The 19,012-nt window shown below is 62.0% G+C and carries 20 protein-coding genes and 1 pseudogene; 9 read left to right on the forward strand and 12 right to left on the reverse strand.

Annotated features, from left to right (window positions below):
- On the reverse strand, positions 1 to 288 hold a 288-nt coding region (locus RI03_RS21430; RefSeq protein ID WP_010219856.1), incomplete at its 3' end, for an IS5 family transposase.
- Positions 289 to 726: 438 nt separating this feature from the next.
- Here RI03_RS21430 and RI03_RS21435 point away from each other — a divergent pair.
- Together RI03_RS21435 and RI03_RS22465 are read left to right on the forward strand one after the other, a co-directional pair.
- Positions 727 to 2,076: a M1 family metallopeptidase gene (locus tag RI03_RS21435; protein WP_238542497.1), complete on the forward strand. Its 1,350-nt coding sequence runs from the start codon at positions 727 to 729 to the stop codon at positions 2,074 to 2,076.
- A gap of 143 nt (positions 2,077 to 2,219) precedes the next feature.
- On the forward strand, positions 2,220 to 3,449 hold the full coding sequence (locus tag RI03_RS22465; RefSeq protein WP_138995802.1) for a hypothetical protein: 1,230 nt from the start codon (positions 2,220 to 2,222) through the stop codon (positions 3,447 to 3,449).
- A 94-nt stretch (positions 3,450 to 3,543) separates the two neighbouring features.
- Here the strand turns inward: RI03_RS22465 and RI03_RS21445 are convergent, their stop codons facing one another.
- Positions 3,544 to 4,020, reverse strand: coding sequence for a MarR family winged helix-turn-helix transcriptional regulator (locus tag RI03_RS21445; protein WP_010219860.1), 477 nt, complete (start codon positions 4,018 to 4,020; stop codon positions 3,544 to 3,546).
- A 108-nt stretch (positions 4,021 to 4,128) separates the two neighbouring features.
- On the opposite strand from RI03_RS21445, the gene RI03_RS21450 reads away from it, so the two are divergent.
- The 3 genes from RI03_RS21450 to RI03_RS21460 are packed head-to-tail and all read left to right on the forward strand — an operon-like array spanning position 4,129 to position 7,835.
- A complete protein-coding gene (locus tag RI03_RS21450) occupies positions 4,129 to 4,950 on the forward strand; it encodes a MipA/OmpV family protein (RefSeq protein WP_081504327.1) in 822 nt (273 codons plus the stop codon).
- A complete protein-coding gene (locus RI03_RS21455; protein WP_010219862.1) occupies positions 4,947 to 6,098 on the forward strand; it encodes an MBL fold metallo-hydrolase in 1,152 nt (383 codons plus the stop codon). The genes RI03_RS21450 and RI03_RS21455 overlap by 4 nt, the downstream gene beginning before the upstream one ends.
- 27 nt (positions 6,099 to 6,125) lie before the next feature.
- Positions 6,126 to 7,835: a CocE/NonD family hydrolase gene (locus RI03_RS21460; RefSeq protein ID WP_010219863.1), complete on the forward strand. Its 1,710-nt coding sequence runs from the start codon at positions 6,126 to 6,128 to the stop codon at positions 7,833 to 7,835.
- Positions 7,836 to 8,058: 223 nt separating this feature from the next.
- Here RI03_RS21460 and RI03_RS21465 read toward each other — a convergent pair whose 3' ends face one another.
- On the reverse strand, positions 8,059 to 8,457 hold the full coding sequence (locus RI03_RS21465) for an ester cyclase (protein ID WP_010219864.1): 399 nt from the start codon (positions 8,455 to 8,457) through the stop codon (positions 8,059 to 8,061).
- Between the two features lies 1 nt (position 8,458).
- Complete coding sequence (locus RI03_RS21470; RefSeq protein ID WP_010219865.1) at positions 8,459 to 9,394, reverse strand: NAD-dependent epimerase/dehydratase family protein; 936 nt, start codon at positions 9,392 to 9,394, stop codon at positions 8,459 to 8,461.
- Positions 9,395 to 9,483: 89 nt separating this feature from the next.
- Between RI03_RS21470 and RI03_RS21475 the strand changes: the two genes are divergently transcribed.
- The gene (locus RI03_RS21475) at positions 9,484 to 10,380 is read left to right on the forward strand and encodes a LysR family transcriptional regulator (protein WP_010219866.1); all 897 of its coding nucleotides are present in this window, start codon (positions 9,484 to 9,486) and stop codon (positions 10,378 to 10,380) included.
- A gap of 86 nt (positions 10,381 to 10,466) precedes the next feature.
- On the opposite strand, the gene RI03_RS21480 is transcribed toward RI03_RS21475, so the two are convergent.
- Positions 10,467 to 10,970: a MucR family transcriptional regulator gene (locus RI03_RS21480; protein ID WP_010219867.1), complete on the reverse strand. Its 504-nt coding sequence runs from the start codon at positions 10,968 to 10,970 to the stop codon at positions 10,467 to 10,469.
- Between the two features lie 119 nt (positions 10,971 to 11,089).
- On the opposite strand from RI03_RS21480, the gene RI03_RS23905 reads away from it, so the two are divergent.
- The gene (locus RI03_RS23905; RefSeq protein ID WP_138995804.1) at positions 11,090 to 11,356 is read left to right on the forward strand and encodes a hypothetical protein; all 267 of its coding nucleotides are present in this window, start codon (positions 11,090 to 11,092) and stop codon (positions 11,354 to 11,356) included.
- Between the two features lie 463 nt (positions 11,357 to 11,819).
- Here RI03_RS23905 and RI03_RS21485 read toward each other — a convergent pair whose 3' ends face one another.
- Positions 11,820 to 12,446 carry a hypothetical protein gene (locus tag RI03_RS21485; protein WP_138995805.1) on the reverse strand — a complete coding sequence of 209 codons (627 nt, stop codon included), beginning with the start codon at positions 12,444 to 12,446 and terminating at the stop codon, positions 11,820 to 11,822.
- A 435-nt stretch (positions 12,447 to 12,881) separates the two neighbouring features.
- On the opposite strand from RI03_RS21485, the gene RI03_RS21490 reads away from it, so the two are divergent.
- The gene (locus tag RI03_RS21490; protein ID WP_010219869.1) at positions 12,882 to 13,841 is read left to right on the forward strand and encodes an IS481 family transposase; all 960 of its coding nucleotides are present in this window, start codon (positions 12,882 to 12,884) and stop codon (positions 13,839 to 13,841) included.
- On the opposite strand, the gene RI03_RS25480 is transcribed toward RI03_RS21490, so the two are convergent.
- The 6 genes from RI03_RS25480 to RI03_RS21515 form a co-directional block, all read right to left on the reverse strand.
- Positions 13,838 to 13,990, reverse strand: coding sequence for a nitrilase-related carbon-nitrogen hydrolase (locus RI03_RS25480; protein ID WP_138995807.1), 153 nt, complete (start codon positions 13,988 to 13,990; stop codon positions 13,838 to 13,840). The two genes, RI03_RS21490 and RI03_RS25480, sit on opposite strands and share 4 nt — an antisense overlap.
- 49 nt (positions 13,991 to 14,039) lie before the next feature.
- Positions 14,040 to 14,570 carry a DUF1993 domain-containing protein gene (locus RI03_RS21495; protein ID WP_026046967.1) on the reverse strand — a complete coding sequence of 177 codons (531 nt, stop codon included), beginning with the start codon at positions 14,568 to 14,570 and terminating at the stop codon, positions 14,040 to 14,042.
- A gap of 60 nt (positions 14,571 to 14,630) precedes the next feature.
- Positions 14,631 to 15,392: a molybdopterin-binding protein gene (locus RI03_RS21500; protein WP_010219872.1), complete on the reverse strand. Its 762-nt coding sequence runs from the start codon at positions 15,390 to 15,392 to the stop codon at positions 14,631 to 14,633.
- Positions 15,389 to 16,210 (reverse strand): cytochrome b/b6 domain-containing protein, encoded by an 822-nt coding sequence (locus RI03_RS21505; protein ID WP_010219873.1) that lies wholly within the window; start codon positions 16,208 to 16,210, stop codon positions 15,389 to 15,391. Before RI03_RS21505 ends, RI03_RS21500 begins: the two co-directional genes overlap by 4 nt.
- A 52-nt stretch (positions 16,211 to 16,262) precedes the next feature.
- Positions 16,263 to 16,514 carry a hypothetical protein gene (locus RI03_RS21510; RefSeq protein WP_138995806.1) on the reverse strand — a complete coding sequence of 84 codons (252 nt, stop codon included), beginning with the start codon at positions 16,512 to 16,514 and terminating at the stop codon, positions 16,263 to 16,265.
- Between the two features lie 225 nt (positions 16,515 to 16,739).
- On the reverse strand, positions 16,740 to 18,077 hold the full coding sequence (locus RI03_RS21515; protein WP_010219875.1) for a glycoside hydrolase family 130 protein: 1,338 nt from the start codon (positions 18,075 to 18,077) through the stop codon (positions 16,740 to 16,742).
- A gap of 184 nt (positions 18,078 to 18,261) precedes the next feature.
- Here RI03_RS21515 and RI03_RS21520 point away from each other — a divergent pair.
- A pseudogene (locus tag RI03_RS21520) lies at positions 18,262 to 18,989 on the forward strand (DUF1223 domain-containing protein).
- Positions 18,990 to 19,012 lie beyond the last annotated feature (23 nt).

Here is a 19,012-nt window from a genome sequence, read left to right on the forward strand (position 1 = left end):
ATAGGTCGCGTCGATCATGATCGTCTTGGGCGTGGCGCTCGCGGCGGCCAGCCCTTCCATCATGCGCAGGAACACGCCCCTTTCGCCCCACCGCTTCCATCGGTTGTAGAGCGTCTTGTGTGGGCCATACTCCCGAGGGGCATCGCACCAGCGCAGCCCGTTGCGGTTGACGAACACGATACCGCTCAACACCCGCCGGTCATCAACCCGTGGCTTGCCATGGCTCTTGGGAAAATACGGCTCGAGCCGCGCCATCTGCTCGTCGGTCAGCCAGTACAGGTCGCTCATCCTCGGTCTCCTCACGGAGCCTGAATCAGATCGAGCCGCTCAGATCAATGGGTCCTGACCCTATGTAATTTCCATAAATCTATAAATGCTTATCGTTTAGGGTAAACAGATTCACAGCGATGGCGGCCAGCGTCTGCCCTCCTACACCAGTCGATGACGGAATTTGGGAAGCAGACAAGCTCCACGGATGGTAAAGTTTTGGGGTTGGTCGATCGGCTGCTTAACCCTGTTGCCCTGATGCAAAACTTTTGATTTTTGCATCAGGAACGACCGGGTCTGGTGGGGAACGGACAGGCAGCTTTCAGGAGGCAGTTGGCGATAGCTGCCCTTCTCGAAAAGGATCGTTTGCAGGAGGGACTACGCGACCGCTTCTAGGTTGGCCCCCATCGATAGAAGCCATGGGTTGGCTCGTTGGCCAAGCCGTATGGAGAGGCGTCAGTGATCCGCAGAATTTTGGTGCTAGCGCTGGCAGGAACGGTTCTAGGGGTACAGTGCAGCCCTGCGCTCGCCGCCAACGGGCCTGGCGATGGTTTCGAAGTGGCGAGCTACAGGCTTTCGCTTACCCCTGACATTCAGAACAAGACTGTTGAAGGGCGTGAGGTGATCACACTACGCGCGACGATGGAGGGCGTCCAGCGCCTGACCTTCTCTGCCAATGCTCTCAGCATCGACAGTGCGGCTCTCGATGGCGTGGCGCTCGCCCACACCGTGGAAGGCGATGTGCTCGGCTTTGACCTGCCCCGGCCGATTCAACGCGGGCGCACCGTAAAGCTGGAGTTGTCATATCATGGCCGCCCCGCCCGTGGGTTCGCAGGCTCCGCGACAACGCTCTACACTAGCTATTTCGCGTGCGACTGGATGGTCTGTTCCCAGAACAAGTTTGGCGAGAAGGCGGCGTTCTTCCTTGATCTGCGCGTCCCGGCCGGGATGACCAGCCTGTCGATTGGTAGTATGATCGCGCGGCGTCCGGGACCGGACGGTAGCGAGATCCATAGCTGGAAGGCGCCCCGGCCTTACTCAGCGTACCTTTACGGCTTTGGGGTCGGGCGATTTACGCGAGTTAGCGAACGGGCCGGATCAAAAAGGCTCACCTACCTGAGCGACACCACCGACGCGGACGAGTTAAAACGACGGTTTGCGAAGACAAAGGAGATGGTCGCCTTTCTTTCTGCCAAGGCAGGCGTGCCGCTTCCCGTCGCCGACTACGGCCAGCTTCTCGTCAAAGGCGATGAGGCACAGGAGGCGGCAACGTACTCGGTCCTCGGCACTGATGCGCTGCCGACGAAGCCAGATGATCCGTCGGAGGATTGGGCCATCGCGCATGAGCTTACCCATCAATGGTGGGGCAATTTAATCACGTGTGAGACGCTCAGGGACTTCTGGCTGAACGAGGGTATCACAACCTTCATGACGGCGGCCTGGAAAGAGCACCGCTACGGCCGCGTCGCCTACGACGCCGAACTCGAAGTTGCGAGACGCCGGCTTAAAAAGGCGCAGGCGCTGGGCTTCGACAAGCCGCTGGCCTGGGACGGCACCTACCCAACACTAAGCGCCCGGCGAGCAATCCAATATAGCAAGGGCGCGCTATTCATGGCGCAGCTGCGGGCCACGCTAGGCGATACCGCGTTCTGGTCGGGCCTGCGTCGCTACACCCGTGAACATGCGGGCGGCACGGTCACCAGCATCGATCTGGAACGGGCAATGGAAGCGTCAAGCGGTCGGGACTTGCAGCCGCTGTTCGTCAGATGGGTGTTCGGTGACGACCTTTCCGGTCGGCAGCGGGAATAGCCTGTCCCATGATGTTTTCCCAAAATCTGATCCTTTTGGGAACGCCCTGGCCTTCTCGATCGCCGTTCGTTTACGGGAACGCAGAGGCAGGGTAAGACGATTGGCGCACAAACGCGTCGCGACATTTCGTGGTGGAGGCTGTCTTGAAGCGTCTGGCCGTTTATTCCGCAGCTATAATCGCCGGCCTGATTACGGCCGCAGGCATGGCAGCTCCAACAGCGCCCTCCGGGGTCGCGGCCTTCATTCGGGATCACAAGCTGACGCGCTACACCGTCGCGCTGGCGGACCTGGACGGGGACAATAAGCCGGAGGCGCTGATCTACGCAATGGCCACGTCTGAAGGTGGCGGCAAAGCCGACCTTTGCGGCAGCGGGGGATGCGATCTTTACGTGCTGGCCATGACGCCGACCGGCTACCGGGAAATCACCGATATCTCCGTCGCCCGCCCCCCCGTGCGCGTTCTGGCGACAACTACGCATGGGTGGCGTGATCTGGGAGTGATGGTCGCTGGTGGAGGCATCGTTCGCGGATATGAGGCGCGCTTGCGCTATGACGGGCATAGCTACCCGGATAATCCGACTGTTTCACCGGCTGTGAGGCTGCAAGCTATCGCCGGGAAACAGATCATAGTGGAGGATGCCGGTCAGATGACCGACACTTCCAGCACGGCGATCAAGCATGGCGCTGCGGTCCCCGGTGTCGAGGAGGAGGGCCTGGACGGGTCCATTGGCCCGTATGGCGTCGGCGCACACATGACGGTGAGGAACCACACCGAGTTCGTCGCCGGCCACTACTTCTACGCACGGAACCCCATCGACATAGGACTCACCGGCGGGATGAATGGGGATCATCTTGTCCTGCATGGTGATGACGGTTCAACGTTCAATCTACACTTCGAGACCGTCAGCCCGGCATCGAAACCGCCTCTGACATTCTATAATTCGACGTCGCTTGTAGGAACATGGACGAAGGGCACAACGACGCTGCCGGTAACGCTCGGAATGGATCTCATCGGTGGGCCGCAAGGGGCCAGCCGGTACGAGGATGTGACGAAGGAATCGGCGAACGTGTTCGAGGCGAGAGCGCGACACTTCATAGACGGTGCCCTGTCCGGCAACAAAACTGAAGCGGCATCGGCGACTTCATTTCCCTTGAACATCGGTAGCCGCCGGGGTCTCGTCCGCACCAGACAAGAGCTGTTCCGACGCTGGGATGAGATATTTACACCATGCCTCCTATCACGTTTGAAGCTGGCCGTTCCGCATGAGATGTTCGTTCATGACGGATTGGCGATGGTGTCGAACGGAACGGTGTGGTTCGACCCAAGGGGCGCAACGAGCATCGACACGCCAAACTGCAAGCGGGTGTCATAACATCGGCAAGGTGTCAGCTTAAGCGCTTCTCGAAACAAGATCCCAATTGAGAACGTCCTGTCCGTCTTACTGGCCGTTCCTTTGTGGGAAGGCTTCAATCACCCTCCAAATCAATCTGCGCGAGAGCATCGAACAGCTCCCCCCCGGTGCGGCCTGCATCGCCGAAGGTGTCGCGCTGGACCTGCTTTACTAGCGGCAGCGCGGCTCTCAGCGCCGCCACCCCCTGCAGCGTCATGCCGATTGCCTTAGCCGGTCCGACCGCAGCAGGTTCGCGGACGATCAGCCCCTTCTCCTCCAGCGCCTTGACGACGGTGGAGACCTGCATGGGGTGGATGCTGCCGAACCGGCCTAGCTGCGCCTGATTCACCGGTTCCCCGTCGCGGCCGAGCCAGGCGGCGAGCGTCAGGGTTACAAATTGCAGGTGGGTGAGCTGCTGCGTCTTGAGCGCCCGGTCCACGTCGCGCTGATAACGGTGAGTGATCCGCCACAGCATGAACCCGACCGAGTTGCGCGGCGAGCCTGAGGAGGCTGTGTCGATGAGGTCGACGATATCGTGCGGCTGGGCCTTCATCGCGTACGACGTAAACGCATTGACATATTTCGGGAAGGGCGGGTTGTGCAGTACCCGGTAAGAATGTAAACGCGTTTATATATCGACTTGGTATTAAGGCGCGACACGATGCTACGACCTACCCCCACCCTGCTGCGAAAGTTGGCTCCCCGGAGCCTCTTCGCAATCGTCCTGGCCGGCGCCGCGATCCCCGCTGCGGTATGGGCACAGGATAGCGGCGAAGGCGCCGTAACGCGCGTCGCCGCCGGCGTGCAGGTGGCACCCAGCTATCCGGGTGCCGACCACGTCAGCGCGCGCCCGTTCGGCTCGATTGCGCGGGCGAGCGGCGACGCGCCGTTCGACTTCGCGACGCCGGACGGCACGCTGGAACCCACGCTTTTTCATGGCGGTGGCTTTGCCTTGGGGCCGTCCGTCGCCTTCCAGGGTAGCCGATCGGCGAGCGACACCCACGACAAGCTCGCGCGGGTGGGATCGACCGTCGAATTGGGCGGGTTCGCAAGCTACCGCGTCCTGCCCTCGTTCCGGCTAACGGCGGAGGTCCGCCACGGCGTGAACGGGCACAAAGCATGGATCGGCACGATCGGCTCGGACTACATCGTCGCCGATGGCGACCGGTCGTCCGTTTTCATCGGTCCGCGCGCCACCTTCACCGAGAGCAAGTTCAACCGGGCCTATTTCGGCGTCACCCAGGCGGAGGCCGCAACCTCCGGGCTTGCAGCCTATCGGCCCGATGGCGGTCTGGAATCGGTTGGCGTGAACCTCGGCCTTTACCGCATCATCGCCGGGCCGTTCGGCATTTACGCCTATGCCGGCTACAACCGGCTGGTCGACGATGCAGGTCGCTCGCCCGTCGTGCGGGCATTCGGGTCGCGCGACCAGGCATCCGGCGGGCTGGCGCTCAGCTACACCTTGGGCCGTCGCGCCCGTTGATCCGGTCGATCGCGGAGGTGGTCGGACGGGCCGAGCGGATGGAGCAGCGGATGCGGAGGGTGACGCGAACAGGTCGGATGCTCAGCATCGTCGGCAGTATCGCCGCGCTGGCGACGATCGGCGTCGCGACGCTGCCTGTCGTCCAGGATCGGCTGGTCGCGTTCTTTGTAACGCGGCAGGTAGGTCGAGACCCGGCGGCACTATCGGCGGACGGCCTGCGGGTGATCCTGTGCGGGATTGCACCGCCCGCGCCTAGCCCGCACGCGCGCACCTGTACGGCGGTGATCGCCGGCCAGCGCATCTTCGTCGTTGATGCCGGTACAGGATCGGCAAACAATCTCGACCAGTGGCATTTCCCGATGGGGCGGATATCGGCGATCCTGCTCACCCACTTCCATTCCGATTATATCGGCGACCTCGGCGAGTTCCGCCGACTTTCGTGGACCGGCGGCCGGCACGAGACGCTGCCCGTTTTCGGTCCGGACGGGGTGGTGAAGGTGGTCGCTGGGTTCAACACAGCCTTCGCGCAGGACGATGAGTACCGCGTCGCCCTGGATGACGGATCGCTCGCAACCGCGCCGTTGACCGCACGGCCGTTCGGGCTGGCGGACGCGGCCGAGCGGCGAACGCACATGGCGCGTCGCGTAATCCTCAATGATGGGGCGTTGCGGATCACCGCGTTCCAGGTCGATCACGAGCCGGTTTATCCAGCGGTCGGCTACCGTTTCGACTACAAGGGCCGATCGGTGGTGTTGTCAGGCGATACCGCACCCTCACTTGACGTGGTCGCGATGGCGCATGGTGCCGATCTGCTCGTGCATGAGGCGCAGAGCGATGAGTTGCTCGGTTCGGTTGTCCAAGGGCTGGGTAATGCCGGCAAGGCGAGGCTTGCCGGGCAGATGCGCGAGATCGCACGCTATCACACCACGCCTGTCCAGGCGGCGCGCATCGCCGAAGACGCGCGGGTGCGGCTGCTGGTGTTCAACCACCTGGGCCCGATCCCACCCGACAACCTGCTGACGCGATCGATCTTCCTGCGCGGGGTGGCGGTGACGCGGCCGGCGGCAGGATGGCGGCTGGGTGCGGAGGGGATGACGATCGACCTGCCGGCGGGCAGCGACCGCATCGCGGTTTCTAGCGTCCGCTAACCGGCCGTCGAACGAAGGGGAGCAACGATGACGAACGATCCGAACGATGGCCGCTGGTCCCGCTGGGCGTTGGCACGGCGTTTTCTCCGCAACGCCTTCTCACCCAACGTAATAGTGACGCCCGCTCCAAGCGACCTCACCGCCGAGTGGAACGTGCCGGTGCGCGTGCGTGACGGCACCATGGTTCGGGTCAACGTCTTCCGACCTGCCGCACCCGGCGGCTACCCGGTCATCATGTCCGCGCACCCTTACGGCAAGGATCAAATCCCCGCGAAAACCCGTAGCGGTCGTGGCCTGCCGTTCCAGGCGCGTGTCCTGTCTCAGCCGCGCCCGATCCGCTATTCGGAATGGACGAGCTGGGAAGCGCCCGACCCCGTTTTTTGGGCCTCGAACGGCTACGTCGTCGTCAACGCCGACCTGCGTGGTGGCGGCACGTCCGAGGGCACTGCCGAGTTGATCTCCGACCAGGAAGCTGAGGACTATTACGACCTGATCAAATGGGCCGTCGCACAGCCCTGGTCGAGCGGACGGATCGGGCTCGATGGCGTTTCGTATCTCGCGATCAGCCAGTACAAGGTCGCGGCGCTTCACCCGCCAGGCCTCGCCGCGATCTGCCCCTGGGAGGGGCTGACCGACCTCTACCGCGATTTCGCCCGGCCAGGCGGTGTGCGCGAGGACGGATTCAGCAAATTATGGTCGAACAACACCGCGCGGGAGGCGCGGGTATCGGGCTCCCTAAACGACGAGATCGTCGCCCGGCCCGAACGTGACGGCTGGTACGTCGCGGCGACGCCCCGGATTGAGGATATCGCAGTGCCGATTCTTGTGTGCGGCAGCTTCTCCGATCATCTGCTTCACACGCGTGGATCGTTCGAGCTGTTTCGTCGCGCTGGTTCGGAGCAGAAGTGGCTCTACACGCACCGTGACGGCAAGTGGGCGGCCTATTATGGCGAGGAGGCGACCCGCACGCGGCTACGCTTTTTCGACTATTTCCTGAAAAGCGCGGACAACGGCTGGGGGGAGGAGCCGCCCGTCCGTCTCGCGATCTACGAGGCCGGCGCGGAGCCGGCGGCTGTGACGCGGGAGGATGCATGGCCGCCCTGCGATCTGCGCTGGCGTTCGCTTAACCTCGACGCTGCACACGGGACACTTGGCGAGACGGAGCAGGGCGTCGCCGAAGCGGTCGCCTCGTTTGATGCCCCAAACGGTGTCGCGTCGTTCGTCTGGACCGTACCCGAGGATATGGACGTAATCGGGCCGATGGCGCTGTCGATCGCGGTCGAACTAGTGGGTGTGGACGACCTCAACCTGTTCGTCACCGCCCGCAAGATCGTGGCCGGGCGCGAGGTGACGTTCGAGGGCTCATACGGCTACGGTGCCGACAGCGTGTCCAAGGGCTGGCAGCGGGTCGCGCACCGGATGCTTGACTCCGACCTCAGCACGCCCTTGGAGCCGGTGCATCGCCATGACCGTGCGGAGCCCGCCGCCCCCGGCGAAATCGTGCCGATCGTGTTGTCTTTGCGCCCGCACGCCACTCGCTTTCGCCGGGGCGACCGCCTCCGCCTCGATATCAGCGGAAGGTGGCCGCGCTCACGCAACCTCCTGTTTGGGCAGTTTCCCGCCGGGTACCAGCATAGTGAGGGGGGAACTTGTCGCCTACACACCGGCGGTTCTATGATTACGCGGTTGCTGATCGGGACGCGATCGGTCGGCTCGCAGGCGGTTCAGCGCCGGTAAGCGGCAGGTGCCCCGTCGCTTCGCGACTTGGTGGACTTCTACCGATCAATACGCAAGTAGGCGGTACGCGCCTCTCACTATTGTCGCGGCCTGCGGCGTTTTGGGAAGCCATCCCTTTCCCGATCAACCATCCTTTTGGGAAAGCCGCAGCCGTCTCAAGCGCCGTTCCTTTGCGGGCAGTTTGATCCGACGACGACGTTTGGTGCTGTCGGCGCTCGACTTGTCAGGGCAGCGCGGCACGCTGAATTTGCGCCATCATCAGCGAGGTGTCGCTATTGACCCAGTATTCGACAATCCGCTCCTCCGCGACACGCAGGATGTCGGTTCCGGTGAAGCTGACCGAGGCCGAGCCATGCTGCCCCTCGACCCGCCAGCGCAGCGCGATCAGATCGCCGTCGACCAGCGGCCCGACCTCGACCGAAAAGTGCACCCTCGGCATCCCCGCCTGCATCTGCGCGATCCATGCAGCGAGCGCGTCGCGCCCGACCATCGGCTCCTCCGTCAGCTGGCCGACCAGTACGGCGTGCGTGACGACGCTCTCGGCGACGAGCCTATCGAGCAAGGCCATGTCGCCGTTCCACAGCGCCAGCCAGCGTATCGCGATTTCCTGAAGATCGGTCATGTCAGCGGTCCTTTGCAACGAAGGAGAGCGCGCTGGCGGGGATGCCGACAGCGAAGGATGTAGGGGCGAAGCCGAAACGGCGCGTGAAGGCGCCCGAGTCGACGGCGTAGGGACGATCCCAGGTGAAGCCGACATCGACCACCTCCTTCGCCATCCGGTAGACAAGGCCTAGCGGCCGCATCAGCCATAGCGGCACCGCCCATATCCTTGCCCGCTGCCCGAGCGAATCCGCACCGATCGCGAGCAGTTCGCGCGGCGAGCGGATCGGGGCACATGGCATGTTCCAGGCCCGGCCAAAGGCATCGTCGGGCGCATCGAGCAGCGTCACCGCGGCGCGAGCGATATCGGGCACATAGGCAAAGTCGTGCTTTGTGTCAGGCGGCACCAGCAGCTGCGCAGGCTTGCCCTTGGCCAGTTCGCCAAGCGCGAACGCGCCGAGATGCGAGTGGCCGACACCGGGCCCGTAGAAATCGGGACAGCGCAGCGCCGCCACCCGCACCCGGTCGCGCGCCGCCAGCCACATCCGCGTGACCGCAGTGAGGATGGCCGGCTTCTCGCCGATCTCGCTCAGCGCCATGTCCTCGTGGCGCGGTTCGTTCTGTGGTCCGAGCTGGTAGAGATTGTCGATGAACACCAGCCGCGCGCCCGACGCGGCGCAGGCGGCGAGCATGTTGGCCATCGCCTGCGGCCATGCCGTGCGCCAGACCCGCGCATCATAGGGGAAGACGACCGCCAGCACGACCTGGGCTGCCCCCTCGACCGCGCGGGCCACCGCGTCTGCGTCGAGCACGTCGCAGGCGACATGCTCGACGCTGGCCGGCAACGCTTGGGGCGTGCCGCGCTGCGCGACCCGGACCCGGTCGCCTCGGGCCGCGAGCGTCTCGATGATCGGGCGCCCCACCGCGCCGCTGCCAAACACTACCGTCAATCCGTTCATGCCGTATCTCCTTTTCAATAAGGAGAAGATGACGTGCCCAGGCCTGCGCGGAAATTGCCGTATTGTGTTGGCCTGCTATACGGGAATGTATGACCGCCGACCCCGATTGGGCGCTGTACCGGACGCTGCTGGCCGTGCTCAAGGACGGCTCGTTGTCGGGCGCCGCCAGGCGCCTCGGCCTGACCCAGCCGACCGTCGCACGCCATGTCGATGCGTTGGAAGCGGCTCTGGGCTCCGACCTGTTCGTCCGCTCCCAGCGCGGACTTGCGCCGACCGACCTGGCGCTGGCGCTGCGACCTCATGCCGAAATCATGGGGTCTACAGCCGCCGCGCTGCTCCGCACCGCGAGCGGGGCGGCGGGCACCGTGGCGGGCACCGTGCGCATCAGCGCCAGCGAGGTCATCGGCGTCGAATATCTGCCGCCGATTCTCACTCTGTTACGACGCGAGCATCCGCAACTCGTGATCGAACTTACGCTAACCGACCGCGTGGACGATCTGCTCCAGCGCGAGGCGGATATCGCCGTGCGCAACACCGAACCGACCCAAGGCGCATTGGTCGCCCAACGCTTGGCCCCCGTCGATCTCGGCTTCCACGGGCACCGGGATTATTTCGAGCGTCGCGGCGTGCCGACCACGCTCGCGGACCTTTCGGGGCATGATCTGATCGGTTTTGACGCCGAGACGCCTGCGTTGCGGGCGATGCTTACTCACTTGCCCGGGCTTGACCGGAGCAGCTTCGCGCTGCGCACGGACAGCAACCTGGCGCAACTCGCCGCCATCCGCGCCGGGTTCGGCATCGGCCTGTGCCATGTGACGATGGCACAGGCCGATCCGGTGCTGGCGCGCGTGTTGGACGCCGTATCATTCGCGCTACCGCTATGGATCGTGATGCACGAAGACTTGAAGACCAACGCCCGCTACCGGGTGGTGTTCGACGGCTTGGTGGAGGCGCTTCAGGGTATCGCTCGACTGGAGGCCGTGTGATCCAGGCATTCCCGTTTTGCGATCCTAATCGAGAAGGAATTTCGAAATGGGGTGGCTGGCCTCCCCCTTGAAAGCCAGCCCCGATATTACCCTGCTGCTGCGTCGTCAGCCTTGCGCTTACGCGGCGCTGATTTTGCAACTCCTGCCTTGGCAGCGTTTGTCTGACCCGGCTTGCGGCCGAGGCCGATCTTTTTCGCCATCGCGCGACGGCTTTCCGAATATGTTGCAGCGACCATCGGATAATCGGCCTTGAGGTTGTAGCGCTCGCGGTACTCCGCAGGTGTCATGCCGTTGGTTGCGAGGTGACGCCGGAGTGTCTTGTACGATTTTCCATCGATCATGCTGATGATATGATCGGGGCTTGCAAGGGATTTCCGGGCAGTGACCGCGCCGACATACTGCTTGGGCTCTTCGACGGGAGCTTCCGATGTCCGCGAACCGCCGACAAGCGACTGAACACTGGTGTGCATCTGCGAAAGAAATGCTGGGACGTCATCGGCAGACGTGCGGGTATTGGGGTTGCTCAGCCAGGCGATCGTTAACTCGGTAGCGAGTTCGACCGCATTGGGCTGGTAGGTTTCTTCGGACATAAAGCGCTCCATATGGCTGGCGAAACTGTATACCAAAGACACCATGGCGGACGACGCAAAATTGTTCAGGGAGCGTGCGGCGGCCGAGCGCGTGGAGGCAAGTACAGCTGTGTTACCCAATGTTCGAGATCGAGCACTTCGGTCTGCTGAACGATGGGACGAAATGGCTTGCCGCGCCGAGCGTACTGAAGCGTTATCCGTGGGGCGAAAAAGTTAAACTGGAAGTTCAAGAAAGCTATGGTTCGGCGAGAGTGATGGCCGCTGCGTCCCAATCAGCCATCCCTTCTGACACAGGCAGGCGAGGCGATCGGCATTTTTCAACAGCCCCGGCCGTTTTACGCATACCGCTGCTGCCAGCTCCTTTCTCGAAAAGTATCGAGATTTGAGAACGCCAGCGTGTTCCCAAAACTCGTGGCTGATCTGGATACAAGAAGAGGTCTGCGCCGTTCGCGAAGGTGAATGTCAGGTGGCGGGTGGTCTAACAGGTTTCCGGAAAGGCCATCGCGACCGCCGACATTTCGCCTTCTTCATCAGCTGAAGCATTAACCTACTGCCGCTCGGGTATTCTGCCGTGCCCGGAGGGGTACGCGCTCCCGTTGCAAAAGGGGTCCCTTTTGCGACGATAAAGCTATCTTCATCAGGCAAAAAAATGGGCCAGCGTGAGCCGGCCCCGAAGTTATCAACAGAGGTTGCCTGAAAGGCGTCGTCATGTTGCGCTTGCGAAAAAATTGATGCAAGCCCCTTAAAGCAGTTCTCGAAAATGGAGCCAACCGAAGGCCTTCCATGATGCAAAAGTCAACATTTTTGCATCGCGGCGATACTTACTCACGACCATAAGTTGAGGGTGGATCACCGCTTGGGTACAAATATCTCCGTTTTGCCATCCGCTCCGTTACGGAAAATTGGAGCGGTGCTGCCACCCAAGGCCTCAGCCATGTCGCGCTTCAATGTCGCGGTATCGGGCATGCCTGTGTAGTATCGCCATCCAGTAAACTCGGTCTTGCTCACCGTGGCGAGGAGGTAGCCTTCTACAGTGGCCGACTTACCCTGTTTCGATGCGTTGATCGCCTTTATGATGTCCGTCACTGGGACGATCTGAGCGATGGGATCACCCTTTCGAGCCGGCTTGGCCGTCCGTCGTCGACCAGCCTTGTCATCGCCATAGAGCTCGTATGACGCCGCACCAGCAGTGAACTGGCCCAGGTCGCATGACGGCTTTCCCCCGGCCGCACTCGAATAGTCGATGTGCATCAGCTTTGGCAGCAAGCTCATAGAAGCGACGATGTTTGCGTCTGTTTGAACAGTCATATCGATTGGTTTTGCGATAGCTCCAGCATCAGACGATACGGAACACTCGGCCAAGGCAGGGCTTGCCGCGACAAAAATTGCTACAGCCGCGGACACGGCCAATCGATTACGCACAAGCGTTCCCCTAAAATGTTTCGAATAGCTCACGTGCATTGGCGCGATCGTCAAGCGCGATATCCTTATTAGGCGTTTTGGCAACTATTCGTGATGAAAAACTCACAAATTTTGCATCAGGCTTGGAACGGCGGAAACTCGGCATTGCGGTGATGCGGAAATCCGATGCGCTGCCGATCGCGGATGTCATGGCCTGGTGGATAGGCGACGGGCAGCTTTTAAAACGATGATGCCAGAAGAGTACGAAATGGAGCTGTCATAAGCATGCTCCGAACGCGCCGCAAATGAACAGCAGACCCCAAATACAAAGACTAAAGCTCATTGCCGGTATGTAGAATATCAGCATCAGAACCTTATTAGTGGGTGGCAGCGTTAGAAGCCAGATGCCGGTAAGGCCCGGAATTAGAGCGAGTCCGATCTCGATGTAAGAAACTGTTTGATCCCACGGTTTGATGGTGCGATCTTTTCGTTGGAATGGAAGGAAGCCATATGGGACAGGTACGTCACGGGAGCGCCACGACCACGCACGCCGTCAGAGCAGCAATACAGCGATCGCAAGCTTCGCTCTCGGCGCTGAGCCGAGAGCTTGGGATCAACCCTAAGACGGTAGCGAAGTGGCGTAAGCGGGCGACGGTCGAGGATCAAAAGACCGGGCCGAAGGCCCCTCATTCCACAACCCTTACCGAAGCCGAAGAGGCGGCGGTCGTTGCATTCCGGCGTCACACATTACTGCCGCTCGACGATTGCCTCTACGCGTTGCAGCCGTCGATCCCGCATCTGACACGGTCGGCGCTGCACCGCTGCCTGCAGCGGCACGGCATATCCCGTCTGCCGGACATCGAGGGGGACAAGCCGAAGCGACAGCGCTTCCAGCGCTACCCGATCGGCTTCTTCCACGTGGATATTGCCGAGGTTCAGACTGCCGAAGGCAAACTTTACCTGTTCGTCGGCATCGATCGAACCAGCAAGTTTGCGGTCACCCAGCTCGTCGACAAGGCTGACAGGCGGACGGCTTGGGAGTTCCTTGAACACTTGCTGAAAGCGGTGCCCTACCGCATCCACACGATCTTGACCGACAATGGCATCCAGTTCGCCGAGCAGCCGCGTAACCGGAACACCGCCTGGTCGCGTCAGATGCGCTTCGACATGATCTGCGAAGCAAACGACATCGAGCACCGGCTGACCAAGCCGAACCACCCGTGGACTAATGGTCAGGTCGAGCGGATGAACCGAACCATCAAGGAGGCGACTGTCAAACGCTTCCACTATGAAAGCCACGAGCAGTTACGGGTGCACCTCGCCGACTTCATGGCGGCTTACAATTTCGCCCGTCGGCTCAAAACGCTCAGTGGCCTCACGCCTTACGAATACATCGCTAAAATCTGGAGTTCAGAGCCGGACAGGTTCATCGTCGATCCGATCCATCAGATGCCGGGACTAAACACCTAGCCAGGTAGCCAGGTTTCGGGAAAAACCACCAAACCAGCCCCTTCGCGCGCAAGCCGAATGATTATTTCTTCGGCTAGCGCGGTGGATGCCGCCAAATCGAGGAACACTGGCGCCTGCGGGACGACGGCGACGACAAGTCGGTCAGTGATGTTTCAGGCGCACCGTGAAAAGAATTTGTGACGTCGATCGCCGTGCCAATTAAATACTCGACGGCTTCTTCCTGACCCGTCCGTTAAAATCGCGCTTGGTGAGCGGCAAACCTTCCGCGCGGAGAATGTCATACGCCGTCGCTGCATGAAAATAGAAGTTAGGCTGCGAAAAAGAGAGCAGAAAATCTTCGGCTAAAAAATTGATATGCATTTCACCGTCTTTAAAGCGCATATCCTTACCGACATAGGACTCGATCTCGCTCGGATCGGTCGCTTCCAGGGTGGCCAGCGTTGTGCCAAGCCGTTCTTGCAATGCGTCGAACGTGGCAGGGAGAGCCGTGTTGTCGGGCGAGAAGCAGCCCACTCTAAGAGCCTCAATGGCGCCTAGCGAATGGACAATGGTCGACTTCACCTGATAGGCGAAGGGCATCATGTCCGCGGTCAGACGTGCCTGAATCAGGCGATCCGGTGCGAGGCTACGCTCGCTGCAGAAACTCTCCGCTTTGTCGATCAGGCGCGACACCGAGGACAGGATCTGCAGGTAGGAGGGTATCGTCGCAGCGTAAAGGGTGAGGGCCATCGCGTGTGCATCCTGTCGCAAGCGGCTCTCAATCCCGGCTACCATGACCCGCCGGGCTGCTCAAATACCAGCATACCATTGGTAGTCGGAGGAATCTTCCCAATAGCCACCCTTGCCGGCGCCGATTTTGGCCAGGCTGTCGACTGCCTCCACGCGCATGACGTACTTTGCCTGCTTGTAGCCGAGCTGACGCTCGACCCTGAGCCGAAGCGGCGCACCGTGTCCGACCGAAAGCATTTGGTCGTTCATGCCCCAGGCGAGGATCGTCTGGGGATGGTATGCGTCGATCAGGTCGATGCTCTCATAATAGGGATCGCCGTCGAAGTCGTCGGCGCAGTGAAAGACGAGATAGCGGGCGGACGGCAAGACGCCCGCGGCATCGAGCGCCAACTTGAGCGGCAGGCCGTGCCACTTGCCGATCGCGCTCCAGCCTTCGACGCAGTCATGGCGGGTGATCTGGGTGCGGGCGGGCATGGCTCTGATCTGCGCGAGCGATAGCTTCAGCGGCCGCCGCACCATCCCGTCGACGACAAGACGCCAGTCGGCAAAATGATTGGCCATGTGCGCCTGATAATCGGTGTTGTCCGGCATGTCGTTGCCGTTGGTACGAAACACCGGAGACATGTCCGAGGCAGGGAACTCGCGGGCAAGCGCGGTTCGGTCGGTGACGAGCCGTTGCGCGCGCATCGTCAGGCCCTCGCCGAGGCTCAGCACCTCCTGGACCTTGGGGGCAGCCGCGATCCGGTCGCACCCCGAGAGCAGCAGGCCACCGGCGCCGGCACCAAGCGAGCCGATCAGGCCGCGACGGGTCAACAACGTCATTCTTCGCGCTCCTTGGGCAGGCGATACCAGCCGGTCACGATCGAGCGCAGTTCGTTGAGCGGCCCAGCAAGCACGACCATCAGCAGATGCACAAGGATGAACCCGAACAGCAGAGCTGCACAGATAAAGTGGATCGAGCGTGCCGACTGCCGGCCGCCGAACAGGTCCAGCAGCCAAGGCCAAGCCGCATCGATGGCGGGCGACATGGTAAGCCCGGTCAAGACCATCGCCGGCAACAATCCGAAGATCACACCGACGTAACTGAGCTTCTGAAGTACGTTGTAGCGCCTTGCCGCCTCGCCAGTGTGGAAGCGCAGGCGGGCATGATCCTTGACGTCCTGCCACAGGTTATGGGGACGAAGTTCATCGCCGGTAGGCGCGAGATCGCGTTGCACATGACGGGTTGCGAACCCCCATAGCCAGAACAGCAGTCCGGGTACGACCAGCAGCCAAGCGAAGAAGAAGTGCCACTGGCGTGCGCCGGCGAGATTGTAGCTCGACGGGATCGTCACCAGCGATGGAAAGGCATTCTGCTGTCCGTTGGAGATGCCAAGCACCCCCGTCGTCGGGATCGTGACCGGTCCGAGGCGTAGGAAGCCGCGGTCGTCGGTGCTGCCGATCTCCAGCCAAGGCCTTTCGTGATTGGTGCCATACTGACCCCAATATAGCTGAGGATGCGCGTTGAAGATCATCAGGCCGCTCATCAGCATGATGACGACGGACAGCGCGTTCAGCCAATGCCAGAGCCGTATCGGGCGCCTTTGGCGGTAGACGAGATCGCCGCCCGTCGGTTCGGATGTGCTAGCGCGTGAAGCCATGAAAACCCCCGGAAAAAGGAAAGGGGGACGCTTCACGCGCCCCCGACTCCGTTCAGTTGCCGTGCTTCATTGCGTCATGGCTCATCATGTCGGAATGCGCCTTTTTAGCCGGCTTGGCGTGCTTCTTCTTGCCTGTCGACATGGCGTCGTGCGACTTCATGTTGCTGGCCATCGGCTTTTTGGTGGTGGCCATCTTGTCGCCGCTCTTCATCTGGTCGTGGGACGCCATCGCATCCTGGGCGAAGGCGGGAGCGGCGGCGCTGAGGGCAAGCGCGGAAAGCGCGATCAAGGTCATGGAACGCATGGGTATTCTCCTGTTTCGCCGGCCCCGGTAGGACATCCACCGCAGCGGCCAGCGTTAGCGTGAAGAAGCGGTCTGCCTTCGGGGAGGGGGAGGGCGAAAGCAAACCGCATCCTAGGGTCATGCGTAAGCGGGCAGCGTTCGGTTACAGATCACTCTCACTTTTTTGCCATTCGGAAGCCCGCGCGCGGTTATCGGCAGCCTCGACCTTGTCCGATGCCCGCAACCTCACACCATCGCCGCGAGGAAATCATCGACACGCGCGGTCGCGAACGCCGTGAAGCTGTCGGCCACTCCGTACGGGATAAGCAGCTCGCGATCGTGCACCATGGCACCGCAGCTGTAGACGACATTGGGGACATAGCCGTCCCGCTCCTCGGGACTTGGCGACAGGATCGGCTCCGGGGTGCGTGCGAGGACGCGCGAAGGGTCGTCGCGGTCGAGAAGGCAGGCGCCGATCGAATAGTTGCGCACGGCGCCGACACCGTGCGTCAGGACGAGCCATCCTTCGTCGATCTCGATCGGCGAACCGCAATTACCCATCTGCACTGCTTCCCAGGGGAAGCGCGGCTCGATCAGCTTGGCGCCACCATTCCAGGTGAAAAGATCGTCGGAGGACAACAGCCAGATGCTCTCATTGTCCTGCCGCCCGAGCATGAAATAGCGACCGTCGATGCGCCGTGGGAACAGCGCCATGCCTTTCGCTCCTACGGCATCGCCGGCGAGTTGCCGCATTTCCCAGGAGCGGAAATCGGTGCCGACCAACATCTCGGAGCGCGCGTGCATGCCGTCGAAGGCGGTATAGGTGCCGTAATACGTGACTTGCCCGTCATCCTCGACGAACCGAACCAGGCGCACGTCTTCAATCCCCTGACGCTGGGTGGGAAGGACCGGGAACAGCACCGTCTCAGATATGACGCGGCTGCCGCCACAATGCAGTTCCAGACGCGGCATTTCCGCGCGGACTGCCGCGGCGTCGATGACCGGTGGCTGGGTTGTGGGTCCGACCGGATCAATTTCGACACCGCCACCAAACGTCCAGATGCCGGTGCGGAAACTTACGGACGAAACATGGCCTTCACCGATGCCCCTGAGCGACATGACGAAGCGGAGACTGCCTGCCGGAACGTCGTCCTGGTCAGGATGCGGAACGGCGCTGGGGTTGAACAGGGCGGCCGCCTCGAACGCATATTCCTCCATGAAAAGAGCACCGATCAATTCCCGGCGGGGTGCATCGACGCCATCGATGCCGACGAGCATGGGGCGTAGATCGTCGAAGCGACGACGAAAGGTCGCATCGACATTACGATGACGGTCATCGAGGGCGGAAGTCACTTCGCTCAACAAGCGGTCGACCTGCCGATCATCGAACCCGATGACGCGCTCGGCGATGACCTGAAGACGCGACGGCCCGTCGTCATGCCCGCCGGGATACCCTGGTTCGAAGGGCCGGATCACGGTGCGCGACGGGTCGGGTTTCAGCATGGCATCGTGATGATGAAGCAACATGGTGCCGCCCGGCGGGGATCGCCCGAAGAGCAGCGAGCCGAGTTGAGACAGGCGCATTTCTTTCTCCGTGTAGCAGCTGACCGATGTCGCAAGATCAATACGGTCAACACCTGCGCTGGTTACGTCCGTCTGCCAGCTGCCAAGCCCGTGCCGAGGGGCGTAACCGCAGCCGGATCGGCTGCGTATGATGGTCAAGCGGACAGTCGTCCTCGCCACGGAATAAAGCGTAAGGAGAAGTACGATGAAGGCCATTTTCTGGGTGCCGAGCGCCTTTGGCATAGCGGCGATCGGTGCGGCGGGCCTGCTCGCCGCGCCGGGCTCGCCTTCTGCTGCCGCCAAGGCAGCGACCGTGGCGCCGGTCGTGGTCGAGCTCTTTCAGAGCCAGGGTTGCTCCTCCTGTCCCCCGGCAAATGCCAACCTCAATGCGATCGCCGACCGGGCGGACGTCATCCCGTTATCGTTCGGTGTAACTTACTGGGATCAGCTCGGCTGGAAGGACACGTTTGCCCGCCGCAATTCACCGCGCGGCAGTGGGATTATGCGCGCAGCGCCGGCCGTTTGGAGGTGGCGACGCCCCAGATCGTCATCAATGGGGGGCACAAGACGGTGGTGGGCAACAATCGGCAGCAGCTCGAGGCGGCGATCCGTTCTGCCCGGCACACTGGCGGTCCCTCGATCGTGGTTGCGGGCAACCGGATCACGGTCGGAGCAGCGAGTGGTGTGAAGCCAGCCACGGTCTGGGTCGTCCGGTACGATCCACGCAGCAACAATGTGCCGATACGGGCAGGTGAAAATGGCGGGCGCACGCTGCCCCACCGCAACATCGTCCGCCAGCTGGATGCCGTCGGGACATGGTCGGGAAGTGCGGCCAGCTTCACGCTGCCTCCCAACCCCAATCCGATCCTGCGTACCGCGATACTGGTTCAAAGCGGTAAAGGCGGCGCGATCGTTGCAGCAACGCGACTCTAGCTGCCAATCCGCCGACCAGGAGG

Source organism: Sphingomonas sp. PAMC 26621, from assembly GCF_000251145.1.
GTDB lineage: Bacteria > Pseudomonadota > Alphaproteobacteria > Sphingomonadales > Sphingomonadaceae > Sphingomonas.